Raw genomic sequence first — 26280 nt, 5'->3', positions numbered from 1 at the left:
CGTACGTGGAGGTGACACGGTGACCGAAGGCCGTGACCGCACCAAGGACATCTGGGGAGCGCGCACCCCCTACGACCCCGGCACCCCCTGGCCCTCCCGCGCCGACGCGCACCTGGCCCCCGGGGTCGCCGCCGACGACGTGGAGAGGTGGGTGCCGTCCGCCTCGCTGCTGCACTCCAACGGCGACGCCATGGACATCGCCGTGCGCGACGGACGGATCGTGGGCGTGCGGGGCCGGACCGAGGACCGCGTCAACCGTGGCCGCCTGGGTCCCAAGGACCTCTACGGATGGCAGGCGAACGGCTCCCCGGACCGGCTGACCCGTCCGCTCGTACGCCGGGCCGGACGCCTGGAGGAGTGCGACTGGGACACGGCGATGGACCAGGTCGCGGGCCGCTCACGGGAACTGCTGGAGCAGCGGGGACCCGGAGCCATCGGCTTCTACACCACCGGGCAGCTCTTCCTCGAGGAGTACTACACGCTGGCCGTGCTCGCCCGCGCCGGCATCGGCACCAACCATCTCGACGGGAACACCCGCCTGTGCACGGCCACCGCCGCCGAGGCGCTCAAGGAGTCCTTCGGCTGCGACGGGCAGCCCGGCTCCTACGAGGACATCGACCACGCCGACGTGATCGCGCTGTTCGGACACAACATGGCCGAGACCCAGACCGTGCTGTGGACGCGCGTGCTGGACCGGCTCGCCGGGGCCCGGCCGCCCCGTCTGGTCTGCGTGGACCCCCGGTACACCCCGGTGGCCCAGCAGGCCGAGGTGCATCTCGCCCCACGGCCCGGCACGAACGTCGCCCTTCTCGACGCGCTCCTGCACGAGATCATCCGCAGGGACCTGATCGACCAGGAGTACATCGAGACCCACACGGTCGGCTTCGATGAACTGGCGGCCGAGGTCGCGCCCTGCACTCCGCGATGGGCGGCCGGGATCTGCGACGTGACGCCGGCCGCGATCGAACGCGCCGCGGAACTCCTCGGCACCGCCGAACGGCTGACCTCCACGGTCCTTCAGGGCGTCTACCAGTCCCACCAGGCCACGGCCGCCGCCGTCCAGGTCAACAACCTGCACCTGATCCGCGGCATGCTGGGCCGCCCCGGCTGCGGGCTGCTCCAGATGAACGGCCAGCCCAGCGCGCAGAACACCCGGGAGTGCGGCGCCGACGGGGATCTGCCGGGGTTCCGCAACTGGCAGAACGACGACCATGTCGCCGACCTTGCGCGGGTGTGGAACGTACGCCCCCAGGACATCCCGCACCACGCGCCGCCGACGCACGCGATGCAGATCTTCCGCTACGCCGAACAGGGCTCGATCCGTATGCTCTGGATCACCGGCACCAACCCGGCGGTCTCCCTGCCCGAGCTGTCCCGCATCCGTTCGATCCTCGCCCAGGAGCGGCTGTTCGTGGTGGCGCAGGACCTGTTCCTCACCGAGACGGCACAGCTCGCCGACGTGGTGCTGCCCGCGGCCACCTGGGGTGAGAAGACGGGCGTCCTCACCAACGCCGACCGCACCGTGCACCTGTCGGAGAAGGCCGTGGAACCGCCGGGCGAAGCACGAGCCGACCTGGACATCTTCCTCGACTACGCCGCCCGCATGGACTTCCGCGACAAGGACGGCGGCCCCCTGATCAGCTGGCACGACCCGGAGTCGGCGTTCGCGGCCTGGCAGCGGTGCAGCGCCGGACGCCCCTGCGACTACACCGGCCTCAGCCACGACCGGCTGCGGCGGGCGGACAGCGGCATCCAGTGGCCCTGCACCGAGGAGGCGCCCGACGGCACGGCGCGCCTCTACACCGACGGCATCACCTTCGCCGACCCCGACACCTGCGAGAGCTACGGCAAGGACCTCGTCACCGGGGCGTCCGCCGAGGTCGTCGAGTACCGGTCGCTCAACCCGGACGGCAAGGCGGTGCTGAGGGCGGCGGAGTATCTGCCGCCCCACGAGGACACCTCCCCCGGGTATCCGGTGCAGCTGATCACCGGCCGGACCGTCCACCACTTCCACACCCGTACGAAGACCGGCCGCGCCCCCGAGCTGAACGCCGCCGCCCCCGACGTATGGGCGGAGATGTCACCCACCGAGGCCGCCCACCAGGGTCTGTCCGACGGCGATCTGGTCCAGGTCGGCACCCCGCGTGGAGCGGTGCGCGCCCGGCTGCGGACCACCGCCATGCGGGACGGCGTGGTGTTCGTGCCGTTCCACTACGGCTACTGGGACACACCCGAGGGACACCGGCCCCCGGACGGGAGGGCCGGCCGCGCCGCCAACGAGGGCACCATCACCGACTGGGACCCCGTCTCCAAGCAACCCCTGTTCAAGACGTGCGCGGCCCGCGTCACCCTCGTCGCCCGTCGCGCCACGCCGCCGGTCCGGGAGCGGACCGACGCCGACGCCGGGAGCCGGACATGAACGGCATCGCCCACATCCTCCGCGCCCTGCACGACGGCGAACGCGCGCTGGAACGAGACCTGCTGGCAACCGCCGAACGTCACCGCACCGACCACGAGGTCCACCATGTGGCGAGCGACCTCGCCCAGTGGTCCCGTCGGCACAGCGCCCGGCTCTCCGACACCGGCCGTCATTACGGCCTCGACCTCGACGGCCCGAAGGACGATCCGTCACCCGGCGCCCTTGCCGCCCTGCGTGAGAAGGCCGCCGAAGCTCTCGGCCGACGCCCCGGAGCCGGCCTGCTGCTCCTGCACGATCTGTGCGACCTGCACCTGGCCGCGAGCCGCAACTCGCTGCACTGGGAGATGCTCGCCCAGGCAGCGCAGGCCACCCGCGACGAACGGCTCCTCGCGCTGGCCGGCGACTGCCATCCGCAGACCCTGCGGCAGATGCGCTGGACCAACACCCTCATCAAGGAACTGTCGCCCCAGCTGCTGACCAGCGCGTAGGGAGCCGCGTAGGGAGCGCTGTCCCGCACATCGGCGCCGGAGGCTCATCCGCCGTCGCGTCGCATGGGGCCCCATCGTCCGTCCTGGCCGGCCACCGCGGCCTCCGCTTCCTCGATGACCTGTTCGTCGATCCAGCCCACGGGTTCCACATCCCGGACCAGCGGCTCGTTGTCGGGCCCTCGCCCCTCCTCCCGGCCGCGCAGCACCCAGGGACGTACGCCTTCGCCCTTCTCCCGCGGCAGATGGGAGTAGTCGTACAGACGTCGGGCCACCCACAGTTCGGCGGGCCGCGCCTCCCACCAGGGCTCGATGGCGAGCGGGTTGGCCGACAGCCCGGACATCCGGACACCGGTGAGAGCGTCACGGCTCTCGTTCAGGGCCCGGTCGGCCTCGGGACCTCGTGACCAGCGCACATAGAGGTCGGGACTGCCCTGCACCAGTTTTGCCAGTTCACCGAGGGTGCGCAGAACGGGTAGCCCGTCAGGGATGCTCATCAAGTCGTCACTCCGTCTCGTGCGGGAGCCGGCGAGGTCAGATGTCCCGTTTCTCCAGCGGCCGTACGGCGGGCCCCTGCACGATGTCTCCGTCGGGGGTGAAACGGGACCCGTGGCACGGGCACTCCCAGGTACGTTCCGCCGAGTTGAAGGCGACCAGACAGCCCAGGTGCGTACAGCGGGCGGAGACGGCGTGCAGCTCTCCGTCCTCGTCGCGGTGGACGGCACAGCGGTGTCCGCCGACGCGGACGACGGCGCCGTCCCCCGGGGCGATGTCGTCCACCGAGCCTCCGGCGGCCGACGCCAGACGGTCCCCGACGAAGTGCCGGGCGACCTTGGCCTGGTTCTTGAGGAAGGCGGGCGCCTCACCGACGACGGTGCGGATGCGCCGGGGGTCGTACAGGTCGCTCCAGGCGGACTTCCGACCGGTGATCTGCTGTGCGAGGAGACGGCCCGCCATGATGCCGCCGCTCATTCCCCAACCGCCGAAGCCGGTGGCCACGTAGGTGTGCTGGGCACCCGCGTGGAGCGGGCCGACGAGCGGTACGGAATCGGTGGAGTCGTTGTCCTGCGTGGCCCATCGGTGCGTGAAGACCAGGTCGCCGAAGTGCTCGGTGGCCCAGCCGGCGAGCCGTTCGAACCTGGCCTCCACCTCGCCGGTGCCCGGCGTGAAGTGCTCGCCGGTGACGATCAGCAGCCGCTGTCCGTCCTCGTACGGGGCGGTGCGCACGGAGCGGGTGCCCTGCTCGGGCGTGATGAACATGCCGTGCGGATCGAGGCCGGCGGGGATCGGCGCGGTCAGGACGAGCTCGCGGCGCGGGGACAGCCGGGTGAACAGCAGCGCCCGGTCGAAGACGGGGTAGTGCGTGGCGACCACGACGTCGTCGGCCCGTACCGTCGCTCCCCCCGCGGTCCTCAGCGTGCAGGGACGGCCTTCGTCGAGATCCACGACGCGGGTCCGCTCATGGATCACGGCGCCCTGCCGGACCAGGTCCTCGGCGAGTGCCAGGAGGTACTTGCGGGGATGGAACTGCGCCTGCTCCGTCACCCGGACGGCGCCCGCGACGGGGAACGGCAGACCGGTCTCGGTCACGTACTCGGCGGGCAGCCCCGCCTCCCGCGCCGCGTCCGCCTCGGCCTTCAGCTCCTCGGTCGCGGCCGGGTCCCGGGCGTAGGTGAAGGCCGCTGTGTCCTCCCAGTCGCAGTCGATGCCGAGCTCATCCACGATCTCCGCGGCATGCCGGACGGCCTCCGTCTGCGACCGCGCGTACAGCTTGGCGGCCTCGGGGCCTCGGGTCCTGCGCAGCCGGGCGTAGACGAGCGTGTGCAGGACGCTCAGTTTGGCGGTCGTGTGCCCGGTGACCCCGGCGGCGATCCGGTCGGCTTCCAGCACCGCCACGCGGCGGCCGGCTCGGGCCAGTTCCCAGGCGGTGCTGAGGCCCGCGATGCCGCCACCGACGACGGCCACATCGACCGTGAGGTCGGATTCCAGGGGCGGATGGAGGGGTCCCGGGGGCGCGGTGTCGATCCAGTACGACCGGTGATCGTCTGCGGGTGTGTTCATGGGGGCCGAGTTCCCCGGGCGTTCTCTGTGAAGCACTCGCGCACCCAGGTCAGACGGTTGATTCCGGTCGGGGGTCTTCGCTCCGCTTCGCCCGGGTACCCGGCGCGGACGACGAGAGTTGAGGAGGAGAGCAGATGAGCACGGTCAAGGAATCCGTGGACGTCGAGGTCCCCGTCCGCACCGCCTACAACCAGTGGACGCAGTTCGAGGAGTTCCCGCAGTTCATGGAGGGCGTCGAGGAGGTGCGGCAGCTCGACGACAAGCACAACCACTGGACGACCAAGATCGGCGGGGTGCGGCGCGAGTTCGACACCGAGATCGTCGACCAGCTGGCGGACGACCGGATCACCTGGCGGGTCGTCGAGGGCGACGTCCGCCAGCGCGGGACGGTCAGGTTCCAGGAGCTGGACCCGACGCACACGCGCGTGGAGCTCACGATGGACGTCGAGCCCAGCGGTGTCGCCGAGAAGAGCGCGGACCTGCTGGGTGTGCTCGACCGCCGGATCAAGGGGGACATGCGGCGCTTCAAGGACTACATCGAGCACCGCGGCGGCGAGACCGGCGCCTGGCGCGGCCGCATCCGGCCCGACGAGCCCGGTTCACCTCTCATCTGAGCCGCGTCCGAGCCGTCGGCGAGTCCAGGGCTCCGAACGCCCCGGGCGGTCCCGCACACGGCGGACCGCCCGGGGCGGGCATCACGGCTCGGTATGCGGCCTGGACCAGCGGCACAGCAGACGGAACGCCTGGAGGAGGGTCACCGGCCACAGGACGGTGAAGGCCCAGAGCACCGCGAGGTCGGAGGTTTTCGCGCCGACGACCGCGAGGAAGACGGACGCCGCCCCGAGCAGCCCCACGGCCAGGGGAAGCCACGGGTCGCGCCTCCGCCTCCGTGTGCCGGATGTCTTCCCCGGAGGCCTGTTCCGGCGGCGGTCGCGCCGCATCTCGGTCTCTATGTGCTTGAGGACAAGGCGCTCTCGGATCGAGAGACGGACACCGGCATCATCGCGCATGGCGGCCTCCTGGGGGCGTGCGAAGTGGCCCACGAGTACCCCGGCGGCGACACCGCGAATCCGCGCCGGACGCGGCGCTGTCCCCACCCTGACCCGGCTGTTTCCGGGCAGCGCTTGACGTGCCGTACCGGCAGGCGGTGAGGTGAGGCCAGATCAGATCAACTCCGGGAGTTCGCATGCCACTTGACGCCAAGCTCATCAACAGCGATGTGCCCCACTCCGCCCGGATCTGGAACTACTGGCTGGGCGGCAAGGACTGCTACGAGATCGACCGCCTCGTCGGTGACCAGATCGTCGGGGCGAACCCGCAGATCCTCGACATAGCCCGGGCCCAGCGGGCCTTCCTCGTCCGTACCGTGGAACACCTCGTCCGAGAGGTGGGCATACGCCAGTTCCTGGACGTCGGCACGGGCCTGCCCACCGCCGACAACACCCACGAGGTCGCCCAGCGGATCGCCCCGGAGACCCGGATCGTCTACGTCGACAACGACCCCGTCGTACTCGCCCACGCCGAGGCCCTGCTCACCAGCTCGCCCGAGGGCGTGACCGCCTATATCGACGCCGACATCCGCGACCCCGAGGGCATCCTGCGGACCGCCGCCGAGACCCTGGACTTCACCCGGCCCATCGCGCTCGTGCTGCTGGGGATCACCGCCCACATCGTCGACGACCAGGCGTACGACATCGTCGGGCGCCTGGTCGAAGGGCTGCCCTCCGGAAGCCACGTCGTGCTCTGCGACGACACCGAGGTGCTCGACCCCGAGGGCATGCGCACCATGATCGAGCAGTGGAACGAGGCGGGCGACAACCCGCGGGTCAACCGGAGCCCCGAGCAGCTGGCCCGCTTCTTCGAGGGCCTGGAGCTGGTCGACCCGGGCGTGGTCTCGGTGTCCCGCTGGCGCCCGGGCCCGGCCGGAACGGAGGGTCCGGAGGTCGACGACTTCGGGGGCGTGGCCCGCAAGCCGTGACAGCGGCCGGCCGGGCGGTTCCGGGTGCTCGTCGCCCTCGCTCCGGCACGCGGCACCGCAGCAGCCGGGCGGGCTTCCGGCCGACGACTCGCCGGGAGCCCGCCCGGTGCTTCCCCGTCCGCCTGTTCGGCGGTCGCGGTCAACCGGATGCCCCGCTAGTGCCGCGGCAGGCAACGTTTGCCCCGTCGCGACGCCCGGCACGCTCCCCCACTGCCTTGAGGGCGTGGGAGGGGCCCCCACTCGCCGCACCGGCCGAAAGCCCAAGTACGTCCAGTACGAGGGCTTCCGGCCGGCACGCCGAGAGCACGCTCCCCCACCTCGAACCGCGCTTCGCACGGCTCGGGCGGGAGGGGCCCCCACGACGCCGCTCCTTGACGGGCAAACGTTGCCTGCCGCGGCACTAGGTGAATCCGACGAGACCGGAGCGGCGGCCCGAGATCAGCGGGGCCACCTTCCCTCCGAGCCGCTGCCCGCGACCCCGTCCCGTAGGGCGTCCGAGATCGACTTGACTCCGCCGTGCGCGGTGAGGCCGCCGTCGACGGGGATCTCGGCGCCGGTGATGAAGGACGCCTCGTCGGAGAGCAGGAAGGCCACCAACGAGGCGATCTCGGCGACCGTGCCGGTGCGGCCGAGAGGGGTCTCGCGGAGGTTGGCCTCGCGGAAGGCGGGGGCGGCGGAGGCGGTCATCTCGGTCTCGATGAAGCCGGGGTGCACGGTGTTGACACGGATGCCGCGCGGGCCCAGCTCCGTGGCAGCCGCCTTCGACAGGCCGCGCAGGGCCCATTTGCTGGCCGTGTACGCGACCGGGTAGTGGCCGGTGAGCGCGGCGGTCGAACCGACGTTGACGATGGAGGCGCCGGGCGGCATCAGCGGGGCGAGGTGCTGGATGCCGAGCAGCGGGCCGGTGACGTTGACGGCGTGGACGCGGGCGAAGTCCTCGGGGCGTACGTCGTCGATGCGGGCGCGCCAGGTGATGCCCGCGTTGTTGACCAGGCCGTGGACCTGGCCGTACGACTCCCGAAGTTCCGCGGCGAGTTCGGCCCACTCCTTGTCGCTGGTGACGTCGAGGCGGCGACAGCCCGGGGCGTCCGTGATGTCGGTGGCGATGACCCGGGCGCCCTCCCGGGTGAGGGTCTCGGCCTCGGCGGCGCCCTGGCCGCGAGCGGCGCCCGTGACGACCACCACCTTGCCCGGCAGCCGTGTCACGGCCGCTCCCGGGTGCGGCGACGGCCGGTCGGCAGCGGCACCCGGTCGACACCGGCGACGACGGTGTTGGAGACGCTGCCGATGCCCTCGACGGTGAGCGTCACGGTGTCGCCGGGCCTGAGCGGCGGTGGTTCCTGGCGGCCCTTCACACCCCAGAGTTCCGCCAGACAGCCGCCGTTGCCGCAGGTGCCCGAGCCGAGGACGTCACCGGGTCGGACGACGGTGCCGCGTGAGGCGTAGGCGACCATCTCCTCGAAGGTCCAACTCATGTTGGAGAGCAGATCCTTGCCGATGACCTCACCGTTCACGGTGGCCGTCAGGGACAGCCGCAGGAACCCGTCCGTGTCCCGGTACGGCTCCAACTCGTCGGCGGTCACCAGATACGGTCCGAGCGTGGCGGCCGTGTCCTTGCCCTTGCAGGGGCCGAGGTTGACCTGCATCTCACGGGACTGCAGATCGCGGGCGGACCAGTCGTTGAGGATCGTGTAACCGACGATGTGGTCCCGGGCCCGCTCGGGCGTGAGGTCGCGGCCCTCGCGGCCGATGACCGCGGCGACCTCCAGCTCGAAGTCCAGGACCCGCGTACCAGGGGGCACGGGCACGTCGTCGTACGGCCCGATGACCGCGTAGGGGTTGGTGAAGTAGAAGGTCGGGGCGTCGTACCAGGCCTCCGGTACCCCGGCGTTGCCGTCGATCGAGCGCCGTACGCCCTCGACGTGTTCCTCGAAGGTCACGAAGTCCCGGATGGTGGGGGGCTGGAGAGGTGCCAGCAGACTTACGTCGGTCAGCGGCACGGGCGTTCCGACCGGGTGCCCGCCGAACGCGGCCTCGACCGGCGAGGTGCCGTCGGGCAGAGGGCGTACGACGGTGTCCTCGACGACACCGACCCGGCGGCGGCCTTCTTGGAGATAGGTGGCTATGCGCACAGGGGCCTCACACCGGCGGGGCGACGAACACGCCGCGGTCGACGTCGTTGAACGACTCCTTGGCGACCAGCTCGTTCATCGGGTTGGCGGTGCCCCACTGGTCGGCGACCTCGGGCTGGGAGAAGTCGTAGACGTGCGGGTGCCAGGTGTCCTCGTCCAGCAGCTCCAGCTCGGTCGTGTACTCGACCGTGTTGCCGTGCGGGTCCAGGAAGTACGTGAAGGTGTTGTCGCCCGCGGTGTGCCGGCCCGGCCCCCAGAGCTTGTTGTGGCCGGCCCGGATCACCCGGCCGGAGCCGCGCAGGTACTCGTCGATGCCGCGCATCTCGAAGGAGACGTGGTGCAGGGCGGTGTGCGGGCCCTGGGCGATGGCCATGGAGTGGTGCTGGTTGCTGATCCGCATGAAGTGCATGGCCTCGCCCATGCGCGGGTGCATGAGGGTGTCGGAGAGCCGGAAGCCCAGATGACGCTCGTACCACTCACGGGTGACGTTGAGGTCGGGGGAGTTGAGGACGACGTGCGACAGCTTGACCGGGATGGCCTCCTTCTCCTCGATCCTGCGGTGCTGCCGGACCTCGACGTCCGCCGAGACCTCGATGGTGCGGCCGTCGACGTCGAAGAAGCGGAAGCCGTAACCGCCGCCGGGGGTGTCGACCTTGCCGGGCCGGGAGATCAACCGGACGCCGCCCGCGAGGAGTTGCTCCGCGAGGGTGTCCACGTCGTCCGCCGAGGCGGCGCCGTACGAGACGAGGTCCAGCCGCTTCTCCTCGGCCTTGCGCAGCCGGACCACGTACTGCTCCGGCGAGCCCTCGGCGGCGAGGAAGGAGATCCCGGAGTCCTCGGCGACCTTGGTCAGGCCCCAGACGCCGGCGTAGAAGTCGAGCTGCTTGTCGTAGTCGGGCACGGCGAGGTCGACGTGCCGCAGATGGGTGAGCAGACGCATGAGGTCAGTCCTTCCGGAGGAGGGCGACGGCGTTGCCGCCCCGTACGGCGTGGAAGTCGGGGTAGGAGAGCCGGGCCGCGCGCAGGGCGCCGACGGGGTCCTCGGTGCCCATGTCGAAGGGGAAGTCGGAGCCGAGCAGCACCCGGTCGGCGCCGGCGGCCCGGACCAACTCCCGGAGCACGTGCGGGTCGTGGACGAGGGAGTCGAACCAGATCCGCCCGAGGTAGCTGCTCGGCGGGTGCGCGCAGCCGGCGCTCGCGTCGGAGCGGGCCGACCAGGCGTGGTCGGAGCGGCCGATGTGGGTGGGCAGATAGCCGCCGCCGTGCGCGGCGACGATCTTCAGTCCGGGGTGGCGGTCCAGCACTCCGGAGAAGATGAGGTGGGACAGCGCGACGGCGTTCTCCGTGGGCTGGCCGACGACGTTGGACAGGTACCACCGGTCCAGGCGCTCGTCGAGGGTGCAGCCGAAGGGGTGCAGGAAGAGGATCGCGCCGGTTGTCTCGGCCAGGGCCCACAGGGGTTCGTAGGCAGGGTCGGACAGTTCCCTGCCGGGGGCGTGGGACGAGATCTCCACTCCCGACAGGCCCTGGTCCAGGGCGTGGGAGAGGGCGCGCACCGCCTGTTCGGGATGTTGCAGCGGGACGATGCCCAGCCCGCGGAGCCGGTCGGGCCCCTGTGCGCAGTGCGCGGCCGTCGCCTCGTTGGCCAGGCGGTACACCTTCTCCGCCGTCTCCTCGTCCGCCCAGTAGTGGTAGTGCGAGGGGGAGGGGCTGACCAGCTGGATGTCCACGCCCTGGGCGTCCATCGCGGCCAGCCGCAGCGAGACGTCGGTCGCCTTCGGGACGATGGAGCGCACCATCGGGCCGCTGACCGCGAGGGACGCGGCGCCGTTGCGGCGGGCGTCCAGTGCCTTGGCCTCGGCCAGGCCGGAGAGTGCGGCGACGGCCTCCTCGACCTCTGGGATCAGAAGGTGGGCGTGCACGTCGACGGTGGGTGGGGTCACGGCAGTTCCTTCAGGATGTTCATCGTGCGGCCGATCAGCCCGGGCACGTCGGCGTCGCGGACACCGTCCAGTTGCCACTGCCCGATCTGCACGGACGCCTCGACGACGGTTCGCACCCGGGGGATGCGGCGCTCGTAGTACGCCTGGAGGAGGTCCTCGTCCCAGTCCCGCCCGCTCGTGAGCAGCTCCGCGAGGACGGAGGCGTCCTCCAGGGACTGGGCCGCGCCCTGGGCGATGGTGGGCGGACAGCAGTGGGCGGCGTCGCCGACGAGGACGACCCGGCCGCGGTGCCAGGAGCCTTCCACCAGCAGCCTGTCGAACCACGTGTAGTTGACCTTCGCCGGGTCCGTGATGTGCTCGACGATCTCGGGCCAGACACCGCCGTACGCCCGCGCGAGCCGGCGCATCTCGTCCGCGTAGGTCTCCGGCGGGATCGAGGCGCGGTCGCGGTTCGCCTCGACGACGTACGCGTAGATGGTGTTCTCGCTGGTCGGGCAGTAGCCGGCGATGTAGGCCGGGCCGCCGTAGGCGAGGTCGGTGCGGGTGACGCCCGCGGGGCGCGGGGTCGGCGTGCGCCAGATGGCCATGCCGGTCGGCTCCGGTTTGTCGGCGATGCCGATCGCGGCGCGGGTGGCGGAGTTCAGACCGTCGGCGGCGATCACGAGGTCGTAGCGGCCGGTCGTGTCGTCGCTGAAGCGCACCGAGACACCGTCGGCGTCCTGCTCCAGGGTCTTGGCGGTGGTGCCCAGCCGGACCGTGGCTCCGCAGGCGCGGACCGCGTCGATGAGGATCTGCTGGAGCCGGGGCCGCTGCATGCCGAGCGTGGCGGGCAGGTCCTCGCCGCCGGTGCGGATGTCCTCGATCTCGTGGATCACGGTGCCGTCGGGGATGGTCACACCGAGCGAGCCGAAGGCGTACCCGCAGGCCGACACCTCTTCCCACACGCCGAGTTCGCGCAGCACGCGCAGGGCGTTGCCCTGGAGGGTGATGCCGGAGCCGTTGGTGGCGTTCCAGTCCGGCCTGGCCTCGATCAGGTCCACCGTGACGCCGGCGCGGCGCAGCAGGATCGTCACCGCGTTGCCGGAGGCGCCGCCGCCTATGACGAGGACTCTGCGGGATGTGCTCATGGGGAACTCCCTTGTTCCGCGGGTTACTTGACGGCGATCGGGTTGACCGGGGAGCCGACGGCCCCGGTGATGGGCAGGGGCGCGGCGGTGAGCCAGAACTCGAACACACCGTCCGCGGCGCAGTCGGCGGCCAGGGTGTCGAGGTCCCACATCTCGCCGATCAGCAGGCCGATGTGCGGGATGGCGACCTGGTGCAGAGGCTGGAAGGCGTGCTCGAACTCGTTGGGCCGTACCTCGAAGCCCCAGGTGTCGGTGGCGATCGCGGCGATCTCGGTGCGGTGCAGCCAGCTCGCCGTGGTGAACGACAGCCCGGCGGAGCCACCGCCCGCGTAGTCGCCCCATCCCTCGCGGCGGGCCCGGGCGAGGCGTCCGGTCCGTACGACGACGATGTCACCGCGGCCGACCCGCACGCCGTGGGCCTCGGCGGTCGCGGTCAGGTGCTCCTCGGTGATGGCGAAACCGTCGGGCAACTCGCCGTCTGTGCCGATGACGTGGCCGACGTCGAGGAGTACGCCCCGACCGGCGACATGCGGTGCCATGTGCTCGATGCCGGTGACGAGGTCACCGTCGGAGGTGACGACCTTCTCGGCCCGCCGTCCGTTCCAGGCGTTGCCGTGGTCGAAGATGTGCCCGAGCCCGTCCCACTGCGTCGAGCACTGCAACGGCATCGCGATCACGTCGTCGGCGCCGCCGATGCCGTGCGGGAAGCCCTGGTTGCCGAGGGCCGCGTCGGTACCGGTGTCGAGCATGGTGTGCACCGGGTTGGTGCGCCGCCGCCACCCCTTCTGCGGACCGTTCATGTCGAAGGACTGCGAGAGGGAGAAGCTCACGCCCCGCCGGACGAGCGCGGCACCCTCGCGCCGCTTGGCCTCGTCGAGGAAGTTGAGGGTGCCGAGCACGTCGTCCTCGCCCCAACGCCCCCAGTTGGAGTACGCCTTGGCGGCCTCGGCGATGGCGCCCTCGGGGTCGGCCCGGTCGAGCGTCACCGGGACACCTCCGCGGTACAGCGCGTGCGCTGGGCACCAAGGCCCGTGATCGACCCGTCCATCACATCACCGTCCCGCAGCAACCGGCCCCAGTGCATGCCGTTTCCGGCCGGGGAGCCCGTCAACACCAGGTCCCCGGGCAGGAGTCGGGCGGTCTGAGAGGCGTACGACACGATCCGCGCGACGCCGAAGAGCATGTCCTTGGTCGACTCGTCCTGCATCGTCTCGCCGTTCAGCCTGAGCGTGACCCGCAGGTCACCGGGGTCGGCGATCGACGCGGCGGGCACGATCCACGGGCCGAGCGGGGTGAAGCCGGGCGCGTTCTTGCTGCGCAGCCAGTCCGTGCCGATGGCCTTCATGTCCCGGCGGAAGACGGTGGCGCGGTCGGTGAGGTCGTTGGCGATGGTGTACCCGGCGACGTACTCCAGGGCCTCCTCGACGGACACCCGGTAGGCGGGCCGGGAGATCACGGCCGCCAACTCCAGCTCCCAGTCCGGCTGTTCGGCCCAGGACGGAAGGACGACGTCGTCGTACGGGCCGGTGATCGCGCTCGGCAGTCCGATGAACACGTACGGCAGGTCCTCGGCGGCCCGGCGGTCCATGATCTCGGCGGTCTCGGCCCGCGCCTCCTCGACCGTGCGCGGGTCGTCGGGGGAGCGGTGGGCGAGCTCCAGGTCGATCACGTGCTGCCGGTAGTTGGCGCCGGACTGGAAGACCTGGCGGGGCTCGACGGGAGCGTGGACGTGCAGGGCGTCGAGCGGCTGCCGGTCCGCCTGCGCGTCCGCCGCCAGCTCGTGCAGACGCGGGAGCAGCTCGGCCCAGCGTTCGAAGACCGCGCGGGCCGTCAGAGCGGGTTCGCCGAGGGCCGTACGGAGATCCAGCACGTGCCCGTCGGGGACCACCAGGCCGGGGAAGGGAGCCTCGCCGGGGGCGGAGAAGGTACCGAGGGCGAACGGTCCGGAGAAAGCTGCGGGTTTCACGGGCATGTCCTCCTGATTGCGGTGTGACTAATCTGGCCCCGCATCTCGTAATCTGGGAAATCGATTCTGTGGATGCAGATCATCCACGCCGTCTATGCCTTGTGGAGCGCGCCGTGAACCTGGCCAGCCTCGACCTCAACCTCGTGGTCGCCCTGCGCGCCCTCCTGGAGGAACGCAACGTCACCCGCGCCGGGCGCCGGGTCGGTCTGAGCCAGCCCGCGATGAGCGCGGCCCTGGCCCGGCTGCGCCGCCACTTCGACGACGACCTGCTCTCCCGCGTCGGCGGGCACTACGAGCTGACCGCGCTCGGCCAGGTCCTCCTCGACCGCACCTCCACCGCCTGCGATCTGCTGGAACGCCTCTTCACCAGCCAGGCCGACTTCGATCCGGCGGTCGAGGAGCGGGAGTTCACGATCGTGTCCTCCGACTACGCGGTCGCCGTCTTCGGCGCCGAACTCGCCCGCACGGTCCACCGGGAGGCGCCCGGCATCCGGCTGCGCTTCGTCCAGACCCCGCCCGGCATCGTCGAGCAGACCGCTACCCTGCTGAGCACGACCGACGGGCTCCTCATGCCGCACGGCATCATCAGCGGCTTCCCCGCCACCGAGCTCTACCGGGACCAGTGGGTCTTCCTGGTCGCCGACGACAATCCGGACGTGGGCGAGCGGCTCACCCGGGACGATGTGGCGCGGCTGCCCTGGGTGACGTACCAGCGCACCTACGACGCCCCGGCGGTCCGCCAGCTCGGCATGCTCGGCATCGAACCCAAGGCCGAGGTGTCCGTCGACAGCTTCACGGTGCTGCCGTTCCTGGTCGCCGGGACCCGTCGCATCGCCCTGGTCCAGGCGCTCCTCGCCGAGCGGCTGCGCGGCGTGGCCCCCGTGCGGATCATGGAGGCGCCCTACGAGTCCGTGCCGCTCCAGGAAGCCCTGTGGTGGCATCCGGTGCACACCCACGATGCCGCGCACATGTGGCTGCGCGAGACGGCGGCACGGGTCGGGGCCTCGGTGACGGGGCACGACGTCCGGGCGACCCAGGGGGCAGGGCATCCAGCCGACGGATGATCCCGATCCGGGAGATCGATCGGCTGAGGGGTAGGCGTGGCGGGCACGCCGGTTCATAGTCGGGGCAGTTCCTGACGCCCGCCGCTCGGGCGCAGTCCCTCCGGTGCGCGGTCGCCGCACCTCCTGCCCCTGACGTGGAGCCCCGCCATGCCCGGATCCGTCCCCCTGCGCACCCCTCTCCTGATGGCCGGCAGCTGTCTGCCCGTCCTCGGCGCGGTCCTGATCGCCCCCGTGCTGCCGAAGATGCAGGACCACTTCGACTCGGTGCCCGGTGCCAAGACGCTCGTCCCCGTGGTCCTGACCGTCCCGGCGCTGGCGCTCGCTCTGCTGGCACCCTTCGCGGGCGTCATCGTCGACCGGCTGGGCCGCCGACGCCTTCTGGTCGTGGCGACCGTGCTGTACGCGCTCTTCGGCACCGCCCCGCTCTGGCTCGACTCGCTCGGCGCGATCGTCGCCTCCCGGGTCCTGGTCGGCATCACCGAGGCCGCGATCATGACCTGCTGCACCACACTGATCGGCGACTACTACACGGGCCGGGTCCGGGACCGCTATCTCGCCCTGCAGACCATGTGCGCCTCCGCCTCCGCCACCGCGTTCTTCGTGATCGGCGGCGCGGCCGGCTCGGCGGGCTGGCGCGCACCCTTCTGGATCTACGCGGTCGGCCTGCTGCTGGCCCCCCTCATGGCGACCGCCCTGCCCAGGCTCCGCCAGGACGCCGCCTCCGAAGAACTCACCACCGGCTCACGCCCGTTCCCCGTACGACGGCTGGCCGGCATCTGCGCGCTGACCGTGTTCGGTGCGATGGTGTTCTACACCGTGCCCGTCGAAACGGCCTATCTGCTCGACGACCTGGGCATCACCTCCACCGGCGTCATCGGCCTGGCCACCGCCCTCGCCAGTGCCGCCACGGTGGCCGGATCGATCGCGTTCACCAAGCTGCCGGGCACCCCCGCGAGCCGGCTGCCCGTCGTGTTCGCGCTGTGCGGCACCGGGTTCGTGGTGATGGCGCTGGCGAGCGGCCCCGTGCTCCTGATCGCGGGCGCGGTGCTCAACTGCCTCGGTACGGGCGTCCTGTTGCCGTCCCTGCTCACCGTCGCGATGTCCGGGCTGGAGTACGCCGACCGCGGGCGCGGCACCGGACTGTGGACGGCGGCGTTCTTCTTCGGCGCGTTCGTCTGCCCGCTGATCCTGATCGGGCTGGAGTCCGTGGTGGGGAGCCTGGCCACCGCGGTCGGCGTCCTGGGGCTCGCCTCGGGGCTGGTCGCGGGCGGACTGCTGCTCGCGGGACGGCCGGCGGTCGTGGAGCACGAGCATGCCGCCTAGGCAGGACGAGGGCGGCGCCCCTCGACGGGGCGCCGCCCTGCTCTCCCGGTCCGCGTGGCCTTGGCGTCGGTGTCTCAGCCCGTGTGAAGGATCCGGAAGCGGCCGGGTTCCGCCGGATCGCGATCGACGACCTGGACCGGCGACGAGGCCCACTGCCACACACTGATGCCCGGCGTGCGGGAGAACCCGATTCGCCCGCGCGTGCCCTCGACCGCGACGCGCGGCCAGGATCCGGCGATGCCCGCCCGGTCCGTGCCATGAGTACGCAGCAGATCGGCGAGGACGGCGACAGTGTCGTAGCCCTCGAAGGCGACGAAGGAGGGCGCGTCACCGAGCTGCTCACGAAGGGCCGCCTCGACCCGTGTGCCGAGCGGGGTGAGGTGCTCGGGCAGATAGCGCAGGAACGGCACCCCGGCACCGTGATCACCCAGCAGCGTGGCCCATTCGGCGAGCTCCGGCTGTCCGGCCGGCGCACCGATCAGGACCTCGGCGAGGCGCCCGTCGTGGCGGACGGACTCGACGATCGGGACGGCCGGCTCCGGGTGTCCGACCAGAAGAAGGAGGGCTGTGGCGCGCTGCTCGACGAGCGCGTCGCACACCGCGGCGGGGGCGAGCGCGCTCAGGTCGAGTTCGACGACGGTGCCGCCGCGCTCGGCGAGGTGGTCCCGCAGGATGCGGGTCCCGGCTGCCCAGTAGACACTCGGCTGCGTCGCCACGGCGATACGGCTGTGGCCCGCGCCGAGGAGGAAGTCCGCGTAGATCCGCCAGCCGCGGGACTGCGGCGGGGAGAGGCGCGCGACCCAGTCCGTGGGCTGTTCCGTGAGCGCGTCGAGCACCGCGGACGAGCACAGGAACGGCACCCCGAGGGCATCGGCACGACCGGCGGCGGCTCGCGCGACGACGCTGTGATACTCCCCGGCCAGGGCGGCCACACCCAGGCCGGCCAACTCGTCCACGGCCGCGGCGGCCTTCTCCGGATCGGCCGCGGTGTCCCGGACCACCAGTTCCAGGGGATGTCCGTCGATCCCGCCGGTGTCGTTGACGTCGCGAGCGGCCATTTCGAGGCCCGCGAGCACATGCCGGCCCGCCTCGACCCAGCCGGGGCGGGTGAGCGGAACGAGAACGCCGATCCGGACGGGGCGATTCGTCCCGCCGGGATGGGTGCACCGAGGTGATCATGCCGGACATTGCATCCATCACCCTCGCCAACGGGCAAGCGGTTTTGGGGTCGCTCTCGGCCTTTGGGGTGCGACGGCCGTTCGGCTATAGTCAACAATGTTAGTAGGTGTCTATTTGTCTAAATGAGGCGATCGGCCATGACGGATAACGGACCTTTGCGGTACGTCGCCCTCGGTGACAGCCAGACCGAAGGGTGCGGCGACGGTGACGACGTACGGGGACTGCGCGGTTGGGCCGACCGGCTCGCCGAGCACCTCGCCCGGGACACACCGGAGCTCCTCTACGCCAACCTCGCCGTACGCGGCCGGCTCGCCGGGCAGGTGCGGGACGAACAGCTCGCGCCCGCCCTCGCGTTGGAGCCCGGCCTCGCCACGGTCGTCGCCGGGGTCAACGACCTGCTGCGGCCCCGGTTCGACGCCGACGAGGTGGCCGGGCACCTGGAGGCGATGTTCGCCGCACTCACCGCGCAGGGCGCCCGCGTGGCGACGGTGACCTTCCCGGACGTCGCCCGGATCACCCCGCTGGCCCGCCCGATCGGCCCCCGGGTCATCGCCCTCAACGACCGCATCCGACAGGCCGCCGCCCGGCACGGAGTCGTGGTCGCCGAGACGTCCCACCACCCGGTCGTGACCGACAGGCGCCTGTGGAGCCCCGACCGGCTGCACGCCGGCCCGCTCGGCCACGCCCGGATCGCCGCCGCCGTGGCCGACGCCCTCGGCCTGCCGGGCAGCGACGACGGCTGGACCCGCCCGCTGCCCGTCGATCCACGCCCGGTCTCCGGTCTGCGGGCGGTCGGCGGCGAGTTGCGCTGGGCCGGCTCCTTCCTCGGTCCCTGGCTCGTACGGCGGGTCCGGGGACGGTCGTCCGGCGACGGCCGGCGGGCCAAGCGGCCCGAGCTGCTCGCGATGCCCCGGCCCGCTGCCCTGCACCCCCTTGACTAATCAATTAGGTTGGGCCCATGGCTCTGCGCAACGCGGTGATGGCCGCCCTCCTGGAGGGCGAGGCCTCCGGATACGACCTCGCCAAGGGCTTCGAGGCCTCCGTCGCCAACTTCTGGATGGCCACCCCGCAGCAGCTCTACCGCGAACTGGAGCGCATGGAGACCGAAGGCCTCGTCTCCGCTCGCGTGGTCCAGCAGGAACGCCGCCCCAACAAGCGCCTGTTCTCCCTCACCGAGGCCGGTCTGGAGATCCTGCGCGCGTACATCGCCGACGTGCCCGCGAAACCGACCGCCATCCGCGACGAGCTGATGGTCAAGGTCCAGTGCGTCGACATCGGTGACGCCGACGCCGTACGGACCGCGATCGCCGAGCGCGTGGAGCGGTCCACCGCCAAGCTGGCCCGCTACGAACGGATGCGGGAGCGCATGCTGGCCGGCCGCACCGAGGACGAGTACTTCGCCGAGGCCGACCGCATCGGGCCCTACCTCACCCTGCTCGGCGGCATGGCATTCGAACGCTCGAACCTCAAGTGGGGCGAGACCGCACTGAAGCGGCTGGATCAGCGAGCCGCACGCCAACCGGTTCCGCCGGGGCCGTGACGCGGAGCCCCGGCACCTCTGCCGACCCCGGGTGAGCGTCGGCCGTGTGAACACCGTGATGCCGCGCACCGCCAACAGGCCTCGTCCGACATCCCGCTCAAGCCGGTCCACGGACCGGGAGGCCGGACGGGTCGGTGTCGCCGTGGACGCCGACGCCGGCGCCTCAGCTGAACGTGAACCCCTTCGCGCAGAAGTCCCAGATCTCGTCGGCGGTGATCGGGTGGGAGCCCGTCCGGCCGCTGGACTGCGCGTTGAACATGACGGTCTGCACGGTGAGGGCCGCCGCCCGGCGGGGCTCGAAGCCCTCGCGCAGCACACCGGCCTCCTCGAGGTCCGTCATCAGCTCGGTGAACAGGGCGAGCAGCGGTGCGTTCGCGACCCGCGTCTCGTTGGGGTGCGAGACCAGCAGGCGCAGCGCGAAGTCGGTGAACAGCGGGCGCTTGGCGGCCGGATCGGGGCAGGAGTTCTCGAACAGGGTCTGCACGGCGACCCTGAGCCGGTCCAGCGGGTCCGAGTGCTCGGCCACGGCGGTCCGCAACTGCTCCGCCGACTTGCTCATGGCGTCCTCGAACAGAGCGAGCAGCAGCTCGTGCTTGCCGTCGAAGTGCTGGTAGAAGCTGCGCAGAGACTGCTTGGAGCGGTCGACGACCTCCTGCACGGTGAAGCCGGTCGTCCCCTTGTCCGCCATGATCGCCTGGGCCGCGTCGAGGAACCGCTCCACCCGCTGCTCGGCCCGGCGCTTCGCCGCCTGGGTGGACCGCTCGACCGCGCGCTGCTTCCAGGCGGGCTCTTCGATGGGGGTGCTCAAGGGCGGGTCCGCCTTCTGTGGCGCGGGGAGAACTTATGAGGAGAACTTTACTGCGGTGCAGCGACAACGGGCCTACCGATCAGGTCGGGCACCCCCTCTCCCCACAGCGATACTCTCCATTCCCCTGAGCGAGATGGTGATTCTCGCCGAGCCATCGCGATGCGCCGGGACACGGACAGGGCAGGCTCCAGCTGTTGGGAGTTCGGCGCCGAACAGTGGCTGTGCCAGGACACCGCACACCGCCGTTGCGGGTCTGCGCCGATCTCGGCTGGACTGTCCGAATGGCCTTCCACGAACCGTGTTCACGCTGCTCGGAGAGGAGCGCGGGGATCCCCCGTTCGTCGAGATCACCGCCTGGGATGGCCGACGGATGCCGCAGCCACCCCAGGCGGTGCAACCTCGTCAGCCCTTGCGGGTGTTGATCTCCTCGGTGAGGGCGGGGACGACGTCGAAGAGGTCGCCGACGACGCCGTAGTCGACGAGGTCGAAGATCGGGGCCTCGGCGTCCTTGTTGATCGCGACGATCGTCTTGGAGGTCTGCATGCCGGCCCGGTGCTGGATCGCGCCGGAGATACCGGAGGCGATGTACAGCTGCGGGGAGACACTCTTGCCGGTCTGGCCGACCTGGTTGGTGTGCGGGTACCAGCCCGCGTCCACCGCGGCGCGCGAGGCGCCCACAGCCGCGCCGAGGGAGTCGGCCAGGGACTCGATGAGCGCGAAGTTCTCCGCGCCGTTGACGCCACGGCCGCCGGAGACCACGATCGCGGCCTCGGTCAGCTCCGGGCGCCCGGTCGACTCGCGCGGGGTGCGCGCGGTGACCTTGGTGCCGGTGGCCAGCGCGCCGAAGGACACCGACAGGGCCTCGACGGTGCCGGCGGCCGGGGCGGCCTCCACGGCGGCGGAGTTCGGCTTGACGGTGATGACCGGGGTGCCCTTGGCGACCCGGGTCTTGGTGGAGAAGGAGGCGGCGAACACCGACTGGGTGGCCACCGGGCCCTCGTCACCGGCTTCCAGGTCGACGGCGTCGGTGATGATGCCGGAGCCGATCCGCAGCGCGAGACGGGCGGCGATCTCCTTGCCCTCCGCGGAGGACGGCACCAGTACGGCGCCGGGGGAGACGGCCTCGTACGCGGCCTGGAGGGCGTCCACCTTCGGGACGACCAGGTAGTCGGCGTACTCGGCGGCCTCATGCGTGAGCACGCGGACCGCCCCGTGCTCGGCCAGCGCGGACGCCGTGTCGGCGGCACCGGCACCCAGCGCCACAGCCACCGGCTCCCCTATCCGGCGGGCCAGCGTCAGCAGCTCCAGCGTGGGCTTGCGGACGGCGCCGTCCACGTGATCGACGTAGACGAGAACTTCAGCCATGGATCAACGCACCCTCTCTCAGATGAACTTCTGGCTCGCGAGGAACTCGGCGAGCTGCTTGCCGCCCTCGCCCTCGTCCTTGACGACTGTTCCGGCCGTACGCGCCGGGCGCGCGGCGGCGGAGTCGACGGCCGTCCAGGCGCCGTCCAGACCCACGTCCTCGGCCTCGATGTCGAGGTCGGACAGGTCCCAGGACTGAACCGGCTTCTTCTTGGCGGCCATGATGCCCTTGAAGGACGGGTAACGCGCCTCGCCCGACTGGTCGGTGACGGACACGACCGCCGGGAGGGATGCCTCCAGCTGCTCGGTGGCGGAGTCACCGTCGCGGCGGCCCTTCACGATCCCGTCCTCGACGGAGACCTCGGACAGCAGCGTCACCTGCGGGACACCCAGTCGCTCGGCCAGCAGTGCCGGGACGACCCCCATCGTGCCGTCGGTGGAGGCCATACCGGAGATCACCAGGTCGTAGCCGGCCTTCTCGATCGCCTTGGCCAGCACCAGCGAGGTGCCGATCGCGTCGGTGCCGTGCAGGTCGTCGTCCTCCACGTGGACGGCCTTGTCGGCGCCCATGGACAGCGCCTTGCGCAGCGCGTCCTTGGCGTCCTCCGGACCGACCGTCAGGACGGTGACCTCGGCGTCGTCCGCCTCGTCGGCGATCTGCAGGGCCTGTTCGACCGCGTATTCGTCCAGCTCGGAGAGCAGACCGTCCACGTCGTCACGGTCGACGGTCAGGTCATCGGCGAAGTGCCGGTCGCCGGTGGCGTCGGGCACGTACTTCACGGTCACAACTATCTTGAGACTCACGGCAATTGCTCCTCTTTCGACAATTCGGCATACGGCGTCACCGGCCGCTGCGCCGCAGCCGTACGCGGTACGAGTAGTGCTCGGGCAGGAAGTGGCTGATCGCCAGCTCGACGAGTTGTCCGGCGACCGTCTGGTAGACCCGGTCGATGCGCAGCAGCGCGCGGCCCGGTTCGCAGCCGAGGTGTCCGGCGAGTTCGGGGGTGGCCTCCGCGACCGTGATGCTCTGCTCGGCCTCGGCGATCGGTTCGGGCAGCCGGCCGTCGAGGAAGCCGATGACGGTGGAGGCGCTGGGGGTGCCGGGCTCGGTGAGTTCGGGCACCGACTCCAGCAACTGGCCGACGGCGGGCGGCAGGGAGACCGCGGTGTGGCAGAACGCGGTGTCCTCGTGCAGCCGGACGAAGGCCAGCTTGTGCACGCGGTCGGTGTGCAGGCCCAGTCGCCCGGCCGCGTCGACGTCGACCCGTCGGTGCAGGGGCGTGACGACCCGCATACGGGTGTCGATGGACAGGCCCATCAGGTCGTCCACCGAGCCGAACTGGCGCAGGTACTGCTCGTCGCGGGGCGTGGCGAAGGTGCCGCGCCCCGGCACCCGGTGGACCAGCCCTTCCGCCACCAGGTCCTGGAAGGCGCGGCGTACGGTCTGCCGGCTGATCCCGTGGTGCTCGGCGAGCTGGGCCTCCGTCGGCAGGCGCACCCCTTCGGGGTAGTCGTGCCGCAGGATCGCGGTGCGCAGTTCGCGGGCGAGCTTCAGGTAGGTGCTTTCACGCTGTGGCTGCTCGAGCATCGACGTCACCCCGTCATCACACGACGCCGTCGGCGCGCAGCGCCTCGATGTCGTCGCGGCTGCGGCCGAGCCCGGTGAGGATCGCGTCGGTGTGCTCGCCCACCGCCGGTACGGGGTCCATGCGGGCGGGCAGCCCGGCCAAGTCGGCCGGCGGCAGCAGCGCCCGCACGGTGGCGCCCGGTACACCCACCTCGCGCCAGCGGCCCCGGGCGGCCAGCACAGGGTGGTCGAGGAACGCGGCGATGTCGTTGACACCGGCGCAGGCGATGCCGATGTCCGCCAGGTCCTTGAGGATCTCCTCGGCGTCGGAGCGCGCACAGCGCTCGGCGACGACGGCGTTGAGCTCCTCGCGGTGGGCGACACGGTCGGAGCCGGTGGCGAAGCGCGGGTCGGTGGTCAGCTCGGGATCGCCGAGGAACTCCGCGCAGAGCACGGCCCATTCGCGCTCGTTCTGGATGGAGAACAGCACGTCCTTGCCGTCGGCGGACCTGAAGGTGCCATAGGGGGCGATGGTGGCGTGCTGGGTGCCGAGGCGCGGGGGCTGGCTGCCGCCGTACTGCGTGTAATTGGCCGGCTGGCCCATCCACTCGGCCAGTGCCTCGAAGAGGGACACCTCCACCGGGTGGGCGGTGCCCGTGGTGGCGCGTGTGTACAGGGCGGTCAGGACGCCGCTGTAGGCGTACATCCCGGCGGCGATGTCAGCGACCGAGATCCCGACCCGCGCGGTCTCCTGCGGGGTGCCGGTCAGGGAGACCAGGCCGGTCTGGCACTGCACCAGCAGGTCGTACGACTTGCGGTCGGCCCACGGTCCGTCGGTGCCGTATCCGGAGATCGTGCACGGGATCAGCCGCGGCCAGCGCTCGTTGAGCGTGTCGGTGTCGAGGCCGAGGCGGTCGACCGCGCCGGGGGCGAGGTTCTGCATGAAGACGTCGGCGTCGTCGAGGAGCCGGTGCAGGATCTCCAGGCCGCGCGGGTCCTTGAGGTCCAGGGTGAGGGATTCCTTGGAGCGGTTCAGCCAGACGAAATAGCTGGAGTGACCGTGGACGGTCGTGTCGTACCGCCGCGCGAAGTCGCCGCCGCCCGGCCGCTCCACCTTGATGACCCGGGCGCCGAGGTCGGCCAGCTGCCGGGTGGCGTAGGGGGCGGCCACCGCCTGCTCCAGGCTGACGACCGTGATCCCGGACAGAGGAAGCTTCGGGACGCTCATATCGCCTATTTGTACGGCCAAATCGAGGACACTGTCAAAGTGATCCAAGTCAAACGCACGGGGTCATCCGTGGGCGGGGAGGAAGGACGCCCGGTCCTTCCTCCTCACCCCGCGTGATCAGGACTGGCGGCTCGGATGGCACAGCACCATCACGGCGCGGGCGACGAGTTCGCCGGCGCCGCCGAGCTCCTGTCGGTAGCGGTCCGTCATCTCCCGTACGGTTTCCGCGAACTCGGGATCGACGGCGCGGGCGCGCGCGGGGGGAGGCAGTTCCTGCGCCATGGCGCGGCGACGGGCAAGAAGGGTGATGATCTCCTCGTCGAGCCGCTCTATCCGGTCCGGTGACGGGTCCGCCGTCAGGTCGGCGGTGCTGTTCGTCGTCACAATGAATCTCCGTTCTTCCGCGGGTGATGCGACGGGCCTCATCGCAGTCGGGTCCTTCAACACCTTGCCCGTGGGGCCGATCGGCGACTCCTCCCGGGACTCCACGGATCGGGGCACGCTCCGCCTTCTCGGTGTCCGACATCGCCTCACACGGCCCTCATGCACCTGCCGCGCCGAGCCGTGAAACCCGGTGGTCGGTGCCTCGCCGCCACCGGTAGGGTCGCCGCGTTCCGATCGGCCGCGCACGTCGATCATCCACCTCGACCACGTACGGAGCGCGACCCCCATGACCAGCCCCCGACCGACGACGACCCTCTGGCGCCCCACCGGCCCCGTCGAGCTGGAGCTGGTCCGCGAGCTGAACTGGCGTGCCTGGCCGCCGCGGCTGCCCGAGCAGCCGATCTTCTACCCCGTCCTGAACGAGGACTACGCCGTGAAGATCGCCCGGGACTGGAACGTGAAGCACGACGGCGCCGGCTTCGTGACCCGCTTCGAGGTCGACTCGGACTTCCTGCGCCGCTATCCCGTCCAGCAGGCCGGCGGCGAGACGATCCTGGAGCTGTGGGTGCCGGCCGAGGAGCTCGACGAGTTCAACGCGCACATCGTCGGCGAGATCGAGGTCGTCCACGAGTTCCGGTGACGGCGGCGTGACGGCGACCGCGTCTACGAGCGGGCCAAGTGGCGCATCGTCAGGGCCAGTTGCAGCCTGAACCGGCCCTGCGGGGTGCGCACGGGCCAGCCCAGCAAGTGCTCGGCATGCACCAGCCGGTCCTGGAGCGTCGAGTGGTGCACGTTGATCTCCGCGGCGGCCGCCCGCAGACTCGCCGTCGACGCGACGGCGTGCAGCGTGACCAGGAGCCACGGTGTCGCCGCGGCCGCGGACTCCAACGCGATGACGTCGGGCGGGGGTTCGGCCCCGGGTACGACGAGATCGGCGAGGAGAGCCGTGCCGCCCAGCTCGTCGGCGTACACCACACGCTGACCGGGATCCTGCGCGGTGCCCTCCGCGGTGAACCGCAGCGCGGTGCGCGCGGCGGCCCAGGACCGCGGCAGGTCGAGCATGGGCACGGCGGGGCCCAGACCCAGGCGCCCGGCGGGCAGTGCCGCACCGTGCGGCTCGGGGACGATCCGGGGCAGGCCGTCGGCGGCGGCCACGGCCCGCGCGGGCACCGCCGGGTCGAGGCCCAGGCGCCGCGCCGCGTGCAGCCGGGCCGGTTCCGGGGCCGTGGCGTCGAGGAGTGTCTCCACCAGCGCCGGATCGTCGACCGGGGCCCGGCCGCGGGTGCGGTCGAGGACGAGCCGCACGGCACCTGCGGCCCGTTCCAGGATCACGGCGTCCACCACGCTGGGCTCGGCCGCCCGCTCCAGCCACAGCGCGGGCATCCCGCCGGGCGCCAGCGCCGCCGACGGCCAGGCCGCGTCCGGTGGCAGATCCGAGTCGCGGCGCGTGCCGTCGGCCTCCACACGCACCTGCACCCGCCGGTCCGCGTCGACGAGCCGCGCGGGCACCCCGGCCAGTACGGCCGCCCCGCGCACCAGGGCCTCCAGACCGGCCCGTGACTCGGCCAGCCGGTCGAAGTAGGCGATCACCTGGACGGCGGCACCGGCGTCCGGGTCCAGCGCGGTCAGGCGCCCGGCCAGCTCTTTCATGGGTCCATGGTGCGCTATGCGGGGCCCGGCCGGGGAGCCCCGCGGCTCACACCGGGCATCA

The 26280-nt window shown here is 71.5% G+C and carries 27 protein-coding genes; 9 read left to right on the top strand and 18 right to left on the bottom strand.

The window, feature by feature from the left end:
* Positions 1 to 19 precede the first annotated feature (19 nt).
* Positions 20 to 2419, top strand: coding sequence for a molybdopterin oxidoreductase family protein (locus QF037_RS07560; protein WP_307023104.1), 2400 nt, complete (start codon positions 20 to 22; stop codon positions 2417 to 2419).
* Positions 2416 to 2907: a hypothetical protein gene (locus QF037_RS07555; RefSeq protein ID WP_307023103.1), complete on the top strand. Its 492-nt coding sequence runs from the start codon at positions 2416 to 2418 to the stop codon at positions 2905 to 2907. The genes QF037_RS07560 and QF037_RS07555 overlap by 4 nt, the downstream gene beginning before the upstream one ends.
* A gap of 44 nt (positions 2908 to 2951) precedes the next feature.
* On the opposite strand, the gene QF037_RS07550 is transcribed toward QF037_RS07555, so the two are convergent.
* Both QF037_RS07550 and QF037_RS07545 read right to left on the bottom strand, forming a co-directional pair.
* Positions 2952 to 3401 (bottom strand): DUF6098 family protein, encoded by a 450-nt coding sequence (locus QF037_RS07550; protein ID WP_307023101.1) that lies wholly within the window; start codon positions 3399 to 3401, stop codon positions 2952 to 2954.
* A 37-nt stretch (positions 3402 to 3438) separates the two neighbouring features.
* Complete coding sequence (locus QF037_RS07545) at positions 3439 to 4965, bottom strand: FAD-dependent oxidoreductase (protein ID WP_307023099.1); 1527 nt, start codon at positions 4963 to 4965, stop codon at positions 3439 to 3441.
* A gap of 134 nt (positions 4966 to 5099) precedes the next feature.
* On the opposite strand from QF037_RS07545, the gene QF037_RS07540 reads away from it, so the two are divergent.
* Complete coding sequence (locus tag QF037_RS07540; RefSeq protein WP_307023097.1) at positions 5100 to 5579, top strand: SRPBCC family protein; 480 nt, start codon at positions 5100 to 5102, stop codon at positions 5577 to 5579.
* An 81-nt stretch (positions 5580 to 5660) separates the two neighbouring features.
* Here the strand turns inward: QF037_RS07540 and QF037_RS07535 are convergent, their stop codons facing one another.
* Entirely contained in the window at positions 5661 to 5975 is a 315-nt protein-coding gene (locus QF037_RS07535; protein WP_307023095.1) for a DUF3040 domain-containing protein, read from the bottom strand.
* A 176-nt stretch (positions 5976 to 6151) separates the two neighbouring features.
* On the opposite strand from QF037_RS07535, the gene QF037_RS07530 reads away from it, so the two are divergent.
* A complete protein-coding gene (locus tag QF037_RS07530) occupies positions 6152 to 6943 on the top strand; it encodes an SAM-dependent methyltransferase (protein WP_307023093.1) in 792 nt (263 codons plus the stop codon).
* A 438-nt stretch (positions 6944 to 7381) separates the two neighbouring features.
* Here QF037_RS07530 and QF037_RS07525 read toward each other — a convergent pair whose 3' ends face one another.
* From QF037_RS07525 to QF037_RS07495, 7 genes are read right to left on the bottom strand one after another with little or no spacing between them, the layout of a single operon-like run.
* The gene (locus QF037_RS07525; protein WP_307023091.1) at positions 7382 to 8149 is read right to left on the bottom strand and encodes an SDR family NAD(P)-dependent oxidoreductase; all 768 of its coding nucleotides are present in this window, start codon (positions 8147 to 8149) and stop codon (positions 7382 to 7384) included.
* Positions 8146 to 9075 carry a fumarylacetoacetate hydrolase family protein gene (locus QF037_RS07520; protein ID WP_307023090.1) on the bottom strand — a complete coding sequence of 310 codons (930 nt, stop codon included), beginning with the start codon at positions 9073 to 9075 and terminating at the stop codon, positions 8146 to 8148. Before QF037_RS07520 ends, QF037_RS07525 begins: the two co-directional genes overlap by 4 nt.
* A 7-nt stretch (positions 9076 to 9082) precedes the next feature.
* Positions 9083 to 10015 carry a VOC family protein gene (locus QF037_RS07515; protein ID WP_307023088.1) on the bottom strand — a complete coding sequence of 311 codons (933 nt, stop codon included), beginning with the start codon at positions 10013 to 10015 and terminating at the stop codon, positions 9083 to 9085.
* Between the two features lie 4 nt (positions 10016 to 10019).
* A complete protein-coding gene (locus QF037_RS07510; protein WP_307023086.1) occupies positions 10020 to 11018 on the bottom strand; it encodes an amidohydrolase family protein in 999 nt (332 codons plus the stop codon).
* Positions 11015 to 12145, bottom strand: coding sequence for an FAD-dependent oxidoreductase (locus tag QF037_RS07505; protein WP_307023084.1), 1131 nt, complete (start codon positions 12143 to 12145; stop codon positions 11015 to 11017). Before QF037_RS07505 ends, QF037_RS07510 begins: the two co-directional genes overlap by 4 nt.
* Before the next feature lie 23 nt (positions 12146 to 12168).
* Positions 12169 to 13131 carry a cyclase family protein gene (locus QF037_RS07500; protein WP_307023082.1) on the bottom strand — a complete coding sequence of 321 codons (963 nt, stop codon included), beginning with the start codon at positions 13129 to 13131 and terminating at the stop codon, positions 12169 to 12171.
* Positions 13128 to 14117 (bottom strand): fumarylacetoacetate hydrolase family protein, encoded by a 990-nt coding sequence (locus QF037_RS07495; RefSeq protein WP_307023080.1) that lies wholly within the window; start codon positions 14115 to 14117, stop codon positions 13128 to 13130. The genes QF037_RS07500 and QF037_RS07495 overlap by 4 nt, the downstream gene beginning before the upstream one ends.
* Positions 14118 to 14224: 107 nt before the next feature.
* Between QF037_RS07495 and QF037_RS07490 the strand changes: the two genes are divergently transcribed.
* The gene (locus QF037_RS07490) at positions 14225 to 15175 is read left to right on the top strand and encodes a LysR family transcriptional regulator (RefSeq protein ID WP_307023078.1); all 951 of its coding nucleotides are present in this window, start codon (positions 14225 to 14227) and stop codon (positions 15173 to 15175) included.
* Between the two features lie 147 nt (positions 15176 to 15322).
* Entirely contained in the window at positions 15323 to 16498 is a 1176-nt protein-coding gene (locus QF037_RS07485) for an MFS transporter (RefSeq protein WP_307023077.1), read from the top strand.
* Between the two features lie 74 nt (positions 16499 to 16572).
* On the opposite strand, the gene QF037_RS07480 is transcribed toward QF037_RS07485, so the two are convergent.
* Positions 16573 to 17628, bottom strand: a complete 1056-nt coding sequence (locus QF037_RS07480; protein WP_307037038.1) for an ABC transporter substrate-binding protein — start codon at positions 17626 to 17628, stop codon at positions 16573 to 16575.
* Positions 17629 to 17814: 186 nt separating this feature from the next.
* On the opposite strand from QF037_RS07480, the gene QF037_RS07475 reads away from it, so the two are divergent.
* Both QF037_RS07475 and QF037_RS07470 read left to right on the top strand, forming a co-directional pair.
* Positions 17815 to 18618, top strand: a complete 804-nt coding sequence (locus QF037_RS07475) for an SGNH/GDSL hydrolase family protein (RefSeq protein WP_307023075.1) — start codon at positions 17815 to 17817, stop codon at positions 18616 to 18618.
* Between the two features lie 17 nt (positions 18619 to 18635).
* The gene (locus QF037_RS07470; protein ID WP_307023073.1) at positions 18636 to 19217 is read left to right on the top strand and encodes a PadR family transcriptional regulator; all 582 of its coding nucleotides are present in this window, start codon (positions 18636 to 18638) and stop codon (positions 19215 to 19217) included.
* Between the two features lie 163 nt (positions 19218 to 19380).
* Here QF037_RS07470 and QF037_RS07465 read toward each other — a convergent pair whose 3' ends face one another.
* From QF037_RS07465 to QF037_RS07440, 6 genes are all read right to left on the bottom strand, one after another.
* Positions 19381 to 20025, bottom strand: coding sequence for a TetR/AcrR family transcriptional regulator (locus tag QF037_RS07465; protein WP_307023071.1), 645 nt, complete (start codon positions 20023 to 20025; stop codon positions 19381 to 19383).
* A gap of 402 nt (positions 20026 to 20427) precedes the next feature.
* Positions 20428 to 21390, bottom strand: coding sequence for an electron transfer flavoprotein subunit alpha/FixB family protein (locus QF037_RS07460; protein WP_307023069.1), 963 nt, complete (start codon positions 21388 to 21390; stop codon positions 20428 to 20430).
* 18 nt (positions 21391 to 21408) lie between these two features.
* Positions 21409 to 22194 carry an electron transfer flavoprotein subunit beta/FixA family protein gene (locus QF037_RS07455; protein WP_307023067.1) on the bottom strand — a complete coding sequence of 262 codons (786 nt, stop codon included), beginning with the start codon at positions 22192 to 22194 and terminating at the stop codon, positions 21409 to 21411.
* 37 nt (positions 22195 to 22231) lie between these two features.
* The gene (locus QF037_RS07450; RefSeq protein WP_307023065.1) at positions 22232 to 22978 is read right to left on the bottom strand and encodes a GntR family transcriptional regulator; all 747 of its coding nucleotides are present in this window, start codon (positions 22976 to 22978) and stop codon (positions 22232 to 22234) included.
* A 16-nt stretch (positions 22979 to 22994) separates the two neighbouring features.
* The gene (locus QF037_RS07445) at positions 22995 to 24185 is read right to left on the bottom strand and encodes a CaiB/BaiF CoA transferase family protein (RefSeq protein WP_307023064.1); all 1191 of its coding nucleotides are present in this window, start codon (positions 24183 to 24185) and stop codon (positions 22995 to 22997) included.
* 117 nt (positions 24186 to 24302) lie between these two features.
* Positions 24303 to 24569, bottom strand: a complete 267-nt coding sequence (locus QF037_RS07440; RefSeq protein ID WP_234441500.1) for a hypothetical protein — start codon at positions 24567 to 24569, stop codon at positions 24303 to 24305.
* A gap of 286 nt (positions 24570 to 24855) precedes the next feature.
* On the opposite strand from QF037_RS07440, the gene QF037_RS07435 reads away from it, so the two are divergent.
* On the top strand, positions 24856 to 25209 hold the full coding sequence (locus QF037_RS07435) for a hypothetical protein (RefSeq protein WP_307023061.1): 354 nt from the start codon (positions 24856 to 24858) through the stop codon (positions 25207 to 25209).
* 23 nt (positions 25210 to 25232) lie between these two features.
* Here the strand turns inward: QF037_RS07435 and QF037_RS07430 are convergent, their stop codons facing one another.
* Positions 25233 to 26219, bottom strand: coding sequence for a helix-turn-helix domain-containing protein (locus QF037_RS07430; RefSeq protein ID WP_307023059.1), 987 nt, complete (start codon positions 26217 to 26219; stop codon positions 25233 to 25235).
* Positions 26220 to 26280: the final 61 nt, after the last annotated feature.

Origin of the sequence: Streptomyces canus, from assembly GCF_030815415.1 — a bacterium.
Classification (GTDB): Bacteria; Actinomycetota; Actinomycetes; order Streptomycetales; family Streptomycetaceae; genus Streptomyces; species Streptomyces canus_F.
The sequence above is the reverse complement of the archived record's forward strand: the minus strand, read 5'-3'. Positions and strand labels throughout refer to the sequence as shown.